Below are 13,712 nucleotides of genomic sequence, written 5' to 3'. Positions count from 1 at the left end.
GGTTACGCATGACCGAACGTACAACCGGGCTACCGGACGCGCCTGTGAGATCGAGTTCCGGCCGCTCCCGAGCAGATTCACGAAAGGCGAGCCGTGCTGCCTTCGTGGGAACCCTGCTCGAGTACTACGACTTCAGCCTCTACGCCTCGGCGGCCTCCGTGGTCTTCGCGAGCGTGTTCTTCTCCGGCTCCAGCCCGTTCCTCGGCACCTTGCAGGCGGTCGGCACCTTCGCAGTCGGGTTCCTCGTCCGTCCTCTGGGCGGGGTGATCCTCGGCAGCCTCGGCGACCGGATAGGCCGCAAGAAGATCCTGGTGTTCACCCTGGTCCTGATGGGTACCGCCACCCTACTCGTGGGGCTGCTTCCCGGATACGCACAGATCGGATGGCTCGCCCCTGCGCTTCTGGTGTTCCTGCGAATCCTGCAGGGCATCGGCGCGAGCGCCGAGTACGGCGGCGCCGCCCTGGTCGCGGTCGAATTCTCACCCGAGAAGAAGAAGGGCCTGATGGGCTCGCTGCCCGGCATGGGCGCAGCATTCGGCGGCGTGCTCGGAACCCTGTCGCTCCTCACAGTATCGACCGCGATGTCACAGGAAGCCTTCCTCGCATGGGGCTGGCGCATCCCGTTCCTGTTCAGCGTCGTGATTCTCGCCTACGGCCTGTGGCTGCGCCGCAGCCTGCCCGAGACGCCCGCGTTCCAGGAGATCGAAGAGAACGACACTGTTTCGAAGACACCACTCTTCGACGTGATCCGCCAGCAGCCGCGCGCACTTCTGACCGTGCTCGTGATGACCATCGGTCAGACCGGCATCGGCTACTTCTACATCGTGTTCATGGGTACTTTCGGCACCAACCAGCTGGGTTTCGGCAGCACCGAGGTCCTGGTCGGGCTGATCGCCGCACAGATGACGAACGGCCTGTTGATTCCGGTCTTCGGAACATTGTCGGATCGCATCGGACGCGCGCCGGTGATCATGTTCGGATTCCTCTACAGCGCCGTATTCGCGTGGGTGGGTATCTCACTGCTGTCAGGCATCGGCACACCTCCGCTGCTGTACTGGGTCGTCATGGCGCTCGGAAACGGTGTCGGTGTGGCGGCGATCTTCGGCCCGATGGGTGCGTATGTCATCGAACTGTTCCACACCAAGCACGCATACAGCGGCCTGGGTCTCGGCCGCGAGGGTGGCAACGCCCTCGGTGCCGCTTTCGTTCCCGTTATCGCGGTCGCCTTGGCATTCGACGACACCACGGTCTGGCTCAGCCTCCTGATCTGCGTCGTGTCGCTGCTCGGATTCGCAGCAACGGTACTGTCCCGTACCCGTACACCTTCGAGCACTTTGGAGCGTGTCAGCACCAGCAAGGCATCAGTCTCCGCCTGATGACCACTGAGCCCTGATCTACCGTCCTCGATCCAAATCCAGCGTTCTGCCAGATCCGGATGAGAACTTTTCTTCAGCCACAAGCGATCCGCCGGCCTGCTTGGCATTTCGATTCACACTTCCGGGCGTGCCCCGCTCGGTGGATGGCCAGGTGGTGGGACGGTGGCCACGGTGGGCTCCCGCGATCTCGAAGAAGCGGCGCCAGGCCGCACCAGGTGCGGACGAACAAGCAGCCAGCCAAATCGGACCGAGCATCGTTTCTCAAATCGGAGCGGAGGATGAAGTTCAGCCGGGTCCGTAGAGGCATGGTAAGGAAATCAGTGAACCGAAGAGAATTGCTTGGCTACGCGGCCGGCGCCGCGGGAGCGGTGGCGCTCACCGGATGTGCAGCGGCCTCCGGCCAGAACAGCTCGGGCGGTGACGCACCCGCTCCCAGTTCACCACGGAACGGGGCTCCGGTTCTGGACCCAGACAGGACCATGTACACGATCGACTACTCCCCGCGGGACCACGAGGTCGCGGAATACGGGACCTATGAGCTCGAAGGGCTAGACGGCTATCCCCTGCGAGGTCCCGCGGTAGATGTATTCGGCAGGGACGATTATGTGACCTGCATGGGTGCAGCTCAGACACTTGGCGTGTACGTTGCCAATCCGTACCCGAACCTCATCGCGCAGAAGACCGGACGAGCGATGTGGAATGTGGGCGTCGGCGCGGCGACGCCTGCGTACTTCCTGGAGAACCCGAAGCTCATCGAACTCGCCAACAAGGGTGCAGGTGTGGTGTTGCAGATCATGACGGCGCGCACGGAACCCAACGACCGGATGGCGCAGATGAAGACCGCAAGTGTGATGCGGGATCTCAGGCGCGGTGACGAAGCGGACTCCGTGGTCATCTGGGAGAGAATCCAGGACGAGGAACCCGAAAACCTGCAGAAGTATGCCCGACAGAGTGTGGAAGCCTGGGAACAGCACATGCAGGAGCTCATCGACGCGTTCGACGTTCCGGTCGTGTTGTTCTGGTTTTCTCCCAAGTCTCTCGACGCGTCGATCGACTTCGACGGCTCCGGGTACAGCGGGACGATCGATGAGTACCCCCAGTTCGTCACCGGCCGGAATGTCGCAAAGCTCTCAGGATATGAAGAGCTAGTGGTCTGCTCCAGCGACCGAGCGAAGACCTTCCCTTTGCTCAGCAGGTACACCGGTGAGCAGGTGTCGGTGGATTACACCGCGATCGACCGAACGGGTAAGATGCCCAGCCACTTCGAGGATGTGAACACCTACTATCCGTCGCCCGAGATGCACTGGGATGCTGCAGAAGCTCTCGAGCCGGCGGTTGCGAGAATGGGGAACGGCGAGAGGTGATCCACAGGTGGCCGGGCCTCGACCTCGGCATGCTCTTCACAGAGAGGCGGTTGCTAACGATCCCAGCCTCGACGGGCATGCGGCCGCTCGAAGAGTGCTCGCATCAGGCTGATCCACTGATCAGCAGTGCGCTCCGGGCCCCACAGCGGCGCCCTTGATTTCACTGCGATTACTTGCGCATCCACCTGTCTGGACCACCTCAGCCATGACCCATAATAGAAGGCATCTTGACCGCGCTGCCAGGGTGCCGAAGCTGTTGAATTCCGGGGCAGTGACCTGCAATTTCATGCGTGCCCGTCATAGACGGCCGCGTCATGAGGTTGGCTGTCATTCGCCGGCAGGTTTGGGCGATGCTCGACTGCCCAGCCCGACGATGAAGACCGACCACCACGTTCCTCAAGGTCGCCATCACCGGCGGTCCGGTCCCGAGTACGCACAGGGTAACGCAGCACGGGTGATGACCACATGCGCAGCACCGTGTTCAGCACGCTCCGTCTCGATGGCTGGACCACATCGCCGCTCGGCTGCGCCATCATGCTCGCAGGTCCGAACACGCTGATGCACTGTTACTTACCTCCTGAAACAGGGCTTCACCGGGACCCGGGCCGCCTCCACCTTGACAGTGATATACCTAACTTCATAAGGTAATATGCGATCCACGCCACAGCGTCCGCAGGGTTGATGGAGATGGTGACAATCACCCGAGGGCGATCACCGGAGTGGACGTGCTTGGGGTCTGCTGTGTGTTCCCGATCAATTCCTGCAACACGTCCGAGGTTCTCCTCTAGCTTGACCCGATCGGTCAAGCACGACACTCAAGGAGTAGACATGAGTGAAGTTGTAGTAACTCCCCCTCCTGCTCGATTCCGAATGGGCCCGCTGGTTGCCGACCGGAATGCGCCGGGGTTCGATCCTCAGCCGTATACAGCGTTCACGCTGAGTGGCTTGACCCCAACCATCGGGGCGGAAGTCTCCGGAATAGATCTGGGTGCCGATCTGGACGACCAAGTGGTCAGCCAAATCCATAGGGCACTGTTGGAGTGGAAGGTACTATTCTTCCGGGACCAAAACATGGGCCGCGAAGCTCAGCGACGACTGGCACTGAAATTTGGTGAGATCGAGCATCACCCCTTTTTCAAGTACGCACAGCCTTTTCAGACTGCTGAGGATGTTGCCACCCTGAAGAAGGGGGAGAACTCACCCGGCTATGAGAATGTTTGGCACAACGATGTCACATTCCTGAAGAATCCTTCCAAAATGGCCATTCTGCGAGCTGTCGAGGTTCCAGAATTGGGTGGCGATACTCTGTGGGCGGATATGGGTGCCGCGTACGACACACTTCCCGAGGATCTTCGTGCTCGAGTTGACGGACTGACCGCCGAACATGACTGGATCGAGAGCTTCGGCGTCTCAATGGACGCGCCTGCAATTCGTGCTGCCCGGGTCGAGTACCCACCAGTTACTCATCCTATCGTCAGGACGATTCCCGAGACCGGTAGGCGAGTTCTGTTCGTGAACTCGATCTTCACCCAGCGGATCAACGCTGTCGGTGAGCAGGCTTCAAAAGAGATCCTGAATCAGATCTATGCCCATTGCACGCGTCCTGATTTCCAGGTCAGGCTCAAATGGCGTAGTGGAACCGTTGCGATGTGGGACAACCGTGCGTGCCAGCACTATGCGGTGAATGACTATTACCCCAAGCCGCGTGAAATGGATCGAATCTCGATAGTCGGAGATATCCCGGCGGGGATCTCAGCGAGCCCGACCAATTAGGTGCCCTTCTTGTTGTTCAGAAGAACTCGGATCCAATCTTGGAGAGTTGTACGATGAATGGTCGTGGTGGAATTAAGATCCGTAGTGCGGCACTTCGAATTCTCGGATTGCCGGTAGCAGTGATTCTTGCTGCATCCGCATGTGCCGTTGATGAGTCAGGCGGCGATGCAAACGGTGATTCAAGCGGTACTGCCACGGTGGAAGCGCTGATGTACGAAGACCAAATATATCGGTTGCCGGTTGCCGTGGCGGAGACCGAGCAGTTCTTCGGGGAGCGTGGCATCACGGTCGAAAATGTCTCGATGCCGTCAAACCTGACGACGTCACAGGCATTGGACGCCACAGGTGCCGATATCGCGCAGCTGACAGTGGCTACCTACGCGCAGGGTTTCCAGGAGCTAGACGATGAGTTGGTGTTCTTCTGCGGAAGCCTGAGCACGACAGGCATGAGTCTGATGGCATTGCCCGATTCCGGCCACCCGAGCGTCGACTCGGGCGCAAGCCTAGAAGACGTGCTGAAGTCTTTGGAGGGCAAGACGGTGGGGATCCTCACGCCTACCGGATCCGCCCTGCACGAAATGTTTGTGAAGGACCTCCAAAACCACGATGTCGATGTCGACTCGATGACGTTCGTGAATGTTGGTGCTAGCGGCCAGATTACAAGAGCCGCCCTCAACAACAACAGCGTCGATGTGATCCAGACAGGTGCTCCGCTCACCGAGGATCTGATCACCGAGGCGGAGGCCGAGGAACTCGTGTACATGCCCGACTTCAGTGACAGCACATTCGGCCAAGTTTATGGGGCCGCATGGGTGGCCAACCGTGATTGGATCCAGGCCAACGAGGACTCGGCCCGGGCCTTCTGTGAAGGCTTCGGGGAGGCGGTCACCTATATCGAGGACTCTACTAATCGCGAGACCGTAATTGACATCTACCAGGACGACGCTCAATACCTCACACGAGAGGCGGCGGATCTGGTAATCCAGAACGCCACGGACAGGGGCGTGTACACCACCGAGATCCCTGAGGATGCCTTCAGAAATTCTGTGGACATCCTTCTCGACCTGGGTGTGATCGCACCTGAACCGCTGCCGGTGTATTCCGAGCAGGTTATCACGGACAAGTGAGTACGGCTGCCTTCGAAAACTAGCGACTGGGACTATCAATCGTGATCACAGTAAACGACGTGAGCCATGAGTTCTTCATGCAACAGAATGGTGGCAACGGGTCTGACTCGACAACGGAGAGCCAGGACAAGGTCCTGGCTCTGAAAGAAGTCGATCTTCAGATCGAGAAGGGGGAGTTCGTCGCCCTTGTCGGCGCCAGCGGTTGTGGGAAAACCACTCTTCTGAATATGGTCGCCGGATTCATTTCACCTACTCACGGAACCGTGAGTATCAATGGGGCCGTGCCGACAGTACCCAATCTAGAGCTGGGATACATGTTCGCGCGTGATGCGCTGTTGCCCTGGCGTACAGCGGCCGGCAACGTCTCCCTACCTCTCGAGGCGAGAGGCATCGGCAAGAATGAACGTCGAAGTTCGGCCGCGGAGTGGCTGTCACTCGTGGGACTCAGCGGTCGCGAGAATGCGTTTCCGAACCAACTGTCGCAGGGAATGCGTCAACGCGTTGCGCTGGCGAGAACTTTCGCCGCCAACCCGAGCCTGTTGCTGATGGATGAACCGTTCGCGGCCCTTGATGCGAGAACAAAGCTGACACTACAGTCCGAGTTCTGCCGAATCTGGGAATGCCAGGACGAAGAGAGCCGGCAAACGGTTGTCTTTGTGACGCATGACCTGCAAGAGGCGGCACTGTTGGCAGACCGGGTCGTGGTGATGCTTCCCTCTCCGGGCAGGGTCGCTGATGTCATTCCTTCCCGGATCCCCCGACCGAGGGCGGCCGACTTGAGGGGCATCATGCTCTCCGGAGAATTCCAGGAGACGGTCAGAGAAATGTTCGACAGCCTCGAAGGCGCAATGGGATGAAGATGCCACACTGTTCGGAAATTAAGGTAGCGATATGAGTGCTCCGATACGAGTGAGAAAGAAGGACAGTTCGACTGTTGTCGACCCGTCCCCGGCGAACGAGGTCACCACACCTGCACGGCGGCGGCCGCGTCGAAAGACGATAGCTTCGCGTAATTTTGCTGTCGTGGCCCTGAGGGTGGCCATTCTGGTCGGTTTTGTCCTCGTATGGGAGTTCGCGGTGCGTCTGGGCTGGATCAGCCCGACCTTGGTGGGTCAGCCATCTGGTGTCGCAGCAGCATTCGTAGATTACGTGACATCCAATAGCGGTTGGGAATCCATCCGGGCAACGTTCTACGCGGTCGTGCTGTCGTTCTTCATCGGCAGCGGGGCCGGTGTCGTCTTCGGCTTGATACTGGGATTCAGCCGGATAATGGACGATGTTCTCGGGGCTTTCCTGGTTCCCCTTAACAGTATCCCTCGTATCGCACTTGCCCCGCTGTTCATCGCGTGGTTCGGCCTGGGAATGCTCTCGAAAGTCGTGATGGGTGTGAGCGTGGTGTTCTTCATCCTGGCGGAGACCGCGCGATCGTCGGTGAAGTCAGTTGACTCGGAATACCTGAAGATGGCGCGAGTGTCGGGATTGAGTGGACGTGCGATCCTGTGGAAGGTGGTCTTGCCTTCCAGCGTCCCCAGTATTTTTGGTGCGCTTCGGCTCGCGCTGCCTTATTCGCTCCTCGGCGTGATCGCGTCAGAGATGATCGCTGCGAGGAACGGAATCGGGCAGGACATCACTCTGTTCTCCACCTCTTATCAGATGAACTACGTCTTCGCCCTGTTGATTCTCCTCGCGGCTGCGGCGTCGCTAGCCAACGCTGCGTTCGGCAAGCTCGAAGCCAGCCTTCTCCGCTGGAAATGAAGCACTGGATCGATAGGCCCGGGCAACCTCGACGGCGTGCGTTATCTGAGGGTCGTGGGGGTCGACGAACACAAGGTGCGCCACGAGGCACTGCCCTTCCGAATGGAGGTGAAAGACCTTGATCGCCCGGTCGTTGTAGTGGCCGTCTGACCTAATGGGAGCTACCGACCACGTCCCGGCTGTGGCAGGGTCGGTGAAGGTAGCGGCCGACGGGACAACACTCCTCTGACCCGACACGGACCCTCACCGAGGGAACCCGATGTCTGAAGTCAGACCGTGTACCCGCCGGTCGTGAGGGAAGTGGTGATCGCTGATGGGATGACGTACCCCGCCGCTCCGGCATGTCGGTGAGTACTCGAGCCATTAGGTCGCCGACTGCTTTCCTCCGCTGCCAACCGAAAAGTAGTGAATAGCAGCCCGTTCGGAGGTCACTCCATGTTGTTCGTCGGCGATGACTGGGCGGAAGGACATCACGACATCGAGATCGAAGACGACTCCGGCCGCCGCCTGGCACGAATGCGGCTGCCGGAAGGCGTCGAGGGGCTGGCCCGACTGCACGAGGCGATAGCCGAGCATCTCGAGACCGACCCCGACGGTATCGGAACCGATGCCCCCACCGGCGATGCGGTCGTAGTCGGGATCGAAACCGATCGTGGGGTGTGGGTGTCGGCGCTGCTGGCCTGCGGATACCAGGTGTATGCGATCAATCCGATGTCGGCCGCACGATATCGAGAGCGACACGGCACCTCGGGAGCCAAGTCCGATGCCGGCGATGCCCATGTCCTGGCCGAGATCATCCGGGTGGACCGCGACCATCACCGCCAGATCGCCGGGGACTCCCCGCAGGTCGAGGCTGTGAAGCTGCTTGCCCGCGCTCACCAGGGCATGATCTGGGATCGGACCCGGCACCTGCAGCGGATGCGGTCGGCGCTACGTGAGTACTTCCCGGCCGCATTGACCGCGTTCGACAACCTCGTTGCGCCGGACACCCTGGCATTGCTGCGCAAAGCCCCCGATCCGGATCGCGCAGCCCGATTGACCACCGGGCAGATCACCGCGGAACTGGCCCGGGCACATCGGCGTGGGGACCGCACCACCAGGGCCACCTGTATCCGCGATGCGCTGCGGGCACCGTCGCTGCGGCAACCGGCTGCGATCGAGCACGCCTACGCGGTCGTCGTCGCCGGACAAGCCCGCATGCTCGAGCATCTGGCCGAGCAGATCGACGAGCTCGAGCAGGAGGTGAAGCGCAGTTTTCGTGGGCACCCGGCCGCTGAGATCGTCCGCAGCTGTCCCGGACTCGGGGACGTGCTGGGCGCCCGGGTGCTCGCAGAATTCGGCGACGATCCGCACCGATACCGTAATGCCAAGGCCCGCAAGAATTACGCCGGGACCTCGCCGATCACCCGAGCGTCGGGAAAGAGGAAGACGGTGTCGGCGCGCTATGCCTGTAACAAGCACCTGGCCGATGCGTGTCATCAGTGGGCGTTCTGCTCGATGAACACCTCGCCGGGTGCTCGGGCTTATTACGACGCGCTGCGAGCCCGGGAGGTCGGTCATCATGCCGCGCTGCGTCAGCTCGGTAACCGGCTCGTCGGGATTCTCCACGGATGTTTGAAGACCGGCACGATCTACGACGAGATCATCGCCTGGCACCAAGTCCCGACGCAAGCCGCGGCTTGACACAGATACGCCATGGGATGTCTGACTCAGCCTCGATCTTTCTTGAGTCCCGTGTGCCGGCCTGGGCAGTTTCGGATTGGGCGTCGAGACCATAAATCCGGTTTGGGACCAGGCCTTATCGCCCGACATGGCCGGGGTGGCACCGGGGTCCACATCCCCGGAAACAGGCTCCCTTTCGTCTCGATCTGATAGATAGGCGCAGATCAGGAAGGTATGGGAAGCGCTGCGAGTCGGTTCAGGCCGGCCACGAGGACATCGACATCAGGAGCTGTTGTCGCCAGACGCAGACGGTCACGGCGGGCATGCCGAGCGACCCGACCGGCGGTCGACAACAGCCGCAACCCCAGCCGTTTCGGTTCCCCCCGACGCGCCGGACCATCGGTCAACGCGAGCATCTGCATCCAGGCCACCAGCTCACACGCGAGTTGGACGAGCGCCAACCAGATGCGGTTCTGCTCGAATCCGTGCAGTGGAAGGTTCTGCAATCCGGTGGCTTTCGCTGCCCGAATCCGGTCCTCGCACTGGGCCCGACGCCGGAGTCCACGCCTGCTCGGGAACCAGATCGATCGCTTCGGCGTGGGCATCGGTCAAGGAGAATTCGACCGAGTGCGACAGCGGGCGTTTGGTCAGATACTCAATCAGTTGGTGGATGCTTCGATCCCGAGTTGCCCGGGCGTAGCAGCATCGCGACGGGTTCACCGGTACCGTCGGTGCCGTGGTCGACGAACACGCACAACGGATGGGACCCGAAGCCCCGCTTGAACGTCGGATCAGCAGATTCCTTTTCCGAGTGCGCGGTGACCAGGGTGGCATCGACGTCGATGACCAGCGGATGCTGCTCGTCGCTGGCATGGTCCGCTGCCGACTCGCCGGAGGCAGTCCAGGCATGGGCTCGGGCGGCGGCGCGAGCACGTCCGATCGCAGCCAGCGCGGTGTCGGCATCAGCGGCCAACATGCTGATCAGGCGGGAGACGGTCGGGTCGGATGCCACCTGCCCGAAGACCTCCGGGTGGTTGCGGAGTTGGTCGATGTCGGCGAGGCAATCCCCGTCGATTGCCAGGGACACCGCGAGGTCGAGGACGATCTTGCCGGGATCGTGACGGCCAGCGGTTTTCGATACGGTGCGAGCTCGGTCGTCAACGCCGAAGCGAGGCCGGTCTTTTCCGCGGTGCGCAGCAGCAGGACCGCTCCGGCATGCGACACGACGCCGGTGCCGGTGGCAGATGCGGACACGGATGGGTAAGGGGACGTAGACTTGCTCACCTGAAAGACATCCCATGTTGTTAAGAGGTCAAGCAGCATCGACCCTTTCTGTCATTGCATCGACCCGGGCTGGCGCCCCCAGGCAACGCTTTCGTCGTAGAGCACTCCGGATTTGAGCAGCCGTGCAAAATTCCTGCGAACCGGTTGGCGACGTGCCGTAGCGCAGCGTTGTGTTCGACTCCGCGTCGGCGTTGGCGATCGTAGTAGGCGCGGGCTCCAGGCGACACACGGATCGCGGTGAACGCCTGCCGAGTCAAGGCATCGAGGAGCCTGTCGTTGTGGACGTAACGTCGGGACACCACGGTCTTCTTGCCCGAGGCTTTGGTGATCGGGCTGGTGCCGGCGAAGTTTCGACGAGCCTTGCCTGAGCGATATCGATCCGCTGCATCGCCGAACTCGGCGAACACCCGAGCACCGAGAACTGGCCCCATTCCGGGTAGTGAGGTGATGATCGCGGCGTGCGGATGGTCCGCGAAGGCCGTGGTGACCTGCTCTTTGAGTGCCTCGATTTGGGTTGTCAGCGTGACGAGGACGGCCAGAGTTGCGACGGTTGCCGAGGCATGTCCGGCTTCGAGCGAACCGAGCAGTCCCAGTTTGCCGGGCGCGTGCAAGGTGGCGCGGATCTTCGGTGCCCGTTCGTCGATGCTGCGACGGTGTGCTCGTCGCAGTGCGGCCTTGATCTGTGTGAGTGTCAGGTCGGCGGCTCGGGATGGAGTCAGGGCCTTGGTCAACAGTTCGACTGATTCCGGCGAAGACAGGTCGGCTCACTCGTCGACTGCTGCCCGCAGGAAACCCCAGTTCAGGGATGTCCTACGACTCATTTGGTGCTCCTCGGACTCGGACTGATTCAACCTTCGCAAGTCGAATTATCCCAGTTCAGGTCACCATACTTTGTTTTTGACAAGGGTTTCTGCTCAATCGGCATGAAGGCCCGAGACCAACAGTCAATGGCTCGTGAGAACTCCAGCCTTGGAGAAACGCAGATCGTCCCCGTCCGGTGTATGTGCACCGGACGGGGACGATGGGAAGGCGCGTTGCCCTCACACGCCCACCGGACCACCCCTCCACACGCCGATCTCCTCACCGGAGACGTCGGCGGCGTTGTCGCTCACCAGAAACGACACGGTTGAAGCGATCGACTCGGGCAGGATCGACGGCCAGTGCTTCGTCAGTGCCTCGACTCCGGCCTCACCACCCGACGACACGATGTCGGTTGCGACGAACCCGGGCATCACCGTGTTCACCGTGATACCACGGCGAGCCACCTCCTGCGCGATGGTCTTTGCCATCCCCACCAGGCCCGCCTTCGCTGCCGAATAGGCACTCATACCGGGTGCCGGACGTCGACCACCGGACGGACTGTTCACGAATACCACACGGCCCCAGCCTGCTTCATACATCGCAGGGAGCGCGAAACGCGTGCAGTAGAAAGCACCGTTGAGGTTGACTGCGACGACCTCGTCGAACTCATCGGGGGCTTGTTTGCGCGCCGCGCCGGTCTTGTTCATGCCCGCATTGTTGACGAGCACGACCGGCGCACCGAGCGCAGCGGTGCATTCCGCGACGAGTCGCTCGGCGTCGGCGGCCCGGGAGATGTCGGCCTGGATCGCTGCCGCACGACCGCCATCCGCGATGATCTTCGCTACGACGTCCTCGGCATCGCGAGCACTACGTGAATAGTTGACGGCAACAGCGAATCCGTCGGCAGCGAGTCGCTGTGAGATGGCCGCACCGATACCGCGCCCTCCGCCCGTGACGACAGCAACCCTCTCTGAACTCACGACAGAATCACCGAACCTTTTCGTAGTTGTCGGGCACATCCGCGAAGGAGTCGCGAAGCTGACGTTTCGCGATCTTTCCGCTGGGCATCCGGGGCAGCGGTTCGTCCATGAAGACGACGTAGCGCGGCACCTTGTAGTCGGCGAGTCGTTCGTTGCAGAAGGCGACGATCTCGGATTCCGTCAGCTCGGATTCTGTCCGCACCAGCGCGGCAGGGGTCTCCCCGAACTTGGCATCGGGGACGCTGATCACGGCGACCTCCTCGACACCCGGAATCTGGTTGATGATGGTCTCGATCTCTGCGGGTGAAATGTTTATTCCACCGGAGATGATCATGTCCTTGAGCCGGTCGACATAAGTGAGATAGCCCTTCTCGTCGAGCTTCCCAAGATCGCCGGTGTGAAGCCAGCCGTCGATCAGCGCAGCTTTGGTCGCTTCCTCGTTGCGCCAGTAACCGGGCATCATGCCCGGTCCGCGCAGCAGGATCTGGCCGGTCTCGTTGGGCGGAAGATCGTCACCGTCAGGGCCGACCACCCGGATCTTCGTGAAGATGCTGCCCCAACCGCACTTGTCGGGATGCTCGGCAGCCTCGTCGCGGGGCATCGCTGTGGCAGTGCCGCCGATCTCGGTCTGACCGTAGATCTGCCGCAACGCGACGCCGCGTGCCTGCCACTTTCCCAGCAGGTCGACCGGAACCCTCGCACCACCGACGTGGGCGGTGACCATGTGGCTCAGATCCGCATCGGAGAAGCCCGGAACCTTCGAAATCTGCTCGAAGAGAATCGGCGGTCCGGTCAGGGTATTGGCCTTGTTCTCGGTCAGCACGCGCAGCGCCGACGCTGGGTCGAATCCCGGCTGCAGGAAGAGCGTGCCGCCATGGAGGACCACCCGGGCGACACCCCAAATGATTCCGGCTGCGCTGAAGAGCGGCAGAACGAGCACCGGGCGCAGACCATTGTGCGGGATCGGCTCCATCAGGTGCCATTCGTGCATCTCACCGGCAATCGTGGCATGAGTGAAGATCACGCCCTTGGGTTTGCCGGTGGTTCCACTGGTGAACACAATGGCAGCGGGCTGGTCGAGTCCGACATCGGGCGTTCGGTACGGAGCGTGCTCACCCGCACGTAACGGACGCACATCCTTCTCGAACACCGCGAGCGTGAATGTGTTCCGGGCCTGCTGAACTTCCTCGAGTCGAGGCAGCAATGATTCGTCGCAATACACCACCGCGGGCTCGCAGTCCTCGACGAGGTCTGCGAGCTCACGGGCAACCATGCGGTGATTGAAACCCACGGCGATGGCACCGACTTTCATGGCACCGAGCACGGCCACTGCCCACTCGAGGCTGTTCGCACCCACGAAGCTCACTCGGTCACCGGCCGTGACACCCCGCGAAGCGAGGTCGTGCGCGATACCGTCGGACCAGCGGGACAACTCGGCATAGGTGATGCTGTCGCCGTCGAAATCGATCGCGATCAGATCCGGCTTCGACCGTGACCAATAGGTCAAAGCATCTACAACGGTGCCGCTCATGTAAGCCTCCAAGAATTCGGGATCGTCGATCGTGGGCTGATCGGCGGCGAGCACGGTCC

General features: G+C 61.4%; 10 protein-coding genes and 1 pseudogene. 7 read left to right on the top strand and 4 right to left on the bottom strand.

All coding sequences use genetic code 11. The features are described 5' to 3' along the window. Nucleotides 1–8 precede the first annotated feature (8 nt). The 7 genes from ACSYG9_RS15165 (at nt 9) to ACSYG9_RS15135 (ending at nt 9,078) form a co-directional block, all read left to right on the top strand. A complete protein-coding gene (locus ACSYG9_RS15165) occupies nt 9–1,376 on the top strand; it encodes an MFS transporter (protein WP_454838946.1) in 1,368 nt (455 codons plus the stop codon). 479 nt (nt 1,377–1,855) lie between these two features. Beyond that, entirely contained in the window at nt 1,856–2,740 is an 885-nt protein-coding gene (locus ACSYG9_RS15160) for a DUF6473 family protein (protein ID WP_454838945.1), read from the top strand. An 828-nt stretch (nt 2,741–3,568) separates the two neighbouring features. Beyond that, nucleotides 3,569–4,513: a TauD/TfdA dioxygenase family protein gene (locus tag ACSYG9_RS15155; RefSeq protein WP_454838943.1), complete on the top strand. Its 945-nt coding sequence runs from the start codon at nt 3,569–3,571 to the stop codon at nt 4,511–4,513. Between the two features lie 53 nt (nt 4,514–4,566). Next, entirely contained in the window at nt 4,567–5,640 is a 1,074-nt protein-coding gene (locus tag ACSYG9_RS15150) for an ABC transporter substrate-binding protein (protein ID WP_454838942.1), read from the top strand. A gap of 59 nt (nt 5,641–5,699) precedes the next feature. Continuing rightward, nucleotides 5,700–6,497: an ABC transporter ATP-binding protein gene (locus ACSYG9_RS15145; RefSeq protein WP_454838941.1), complete on the top strand. Its 798-nt coding sequence runs from the start codon at nt 5,700–5,702 to the stop codon at nt 6,495–6,497. A 166-nt stretch (nt 6,498–6,663) separates the two neighbouring features. After that, nucleotides 6,664–7,395: an ABC transporter permease gene (locus tag ACSYG9_RS15140; RefSeq protein ID WP_454838939.1), complete on the top strand. Its 732-nt coding sequence runs from the start codon at nt 6,664–6,666 to the stop codon at nt 7,393–7,395. Nucleotides 7,396–7,830: 435 nt separating this feature from the next. Further along, nucleotides 7,831–9,078: an IS110 family transposase gene (locus ACSYG9_RS15135; protein WP_454838937.1), complete on the top strand. Its 1,248-nt coding sequence runs from the start codon at nt 7,831–7,833 to the stop codon at nt 9,076–9,078. Between the two features lie 203 nt (nt 9,079–9,281). On the opposite strand, the pseudogene ACSYG9_RS15130 reads toward ACSYG9_RS15135, so the two are convergent. From ACSYG9_RS15130 to ACSYG9_RS15115, 4 genes and pseudogenes are all read right to left on the bottom strand, one after another. Then, nucleotides 9,282–10,341: pseudogene (locus ACSYG9_RS15130) on the bottom strand (transposase). Between the two features lie 20 nt (nt 10,342–10,361). After that, nucleotides 10,362–11,072 carry a transposase gene (locus ACSYG9_RS15125; protein WP_454838935.1) on the bottom strand — a complete coding sequence of 237 codons (711 nt, stop codon included), beginning with the start codon at nt 11,070–11,072 and terminating at the stop codon, nt 10,362–10,364. 309 nt (nt 11,073–11,381) lie between these two features. After that, nucleotides 11,382–12,122: an SDR family oxidoreductase gene (locus ACSYG9_RS15120; protein WP_454838933.1), complete on the bottom strand. Its 741-nt coding sequence runs from the start codon at nt 12,120–12,122 to the stop codon at nt 11,382–11,384. 7 nt (nt 12,123–12,129) lie between these two features. Further along, on the bottom strand, nt 12,130–13,653 hold the full coding sequence (locus tag ACSYG9_RS15115; RefSeq protein ID WP_454838931.1) for a class I adenylate-forming enzyme family protein: 1,524 nt from the start codon (nt 13,651–13,653) through the stop codon (nt 12,130–12,132). Nucleotides 13,654–13,712: the final 59 nt, after the last annotated feature.

Source organism: Rhodococcus sp. SJ-2 (assembly GCF_053750035.1).
This window is presented reverse-complemented; position numbering and strand designations above follow the sequence as displayed.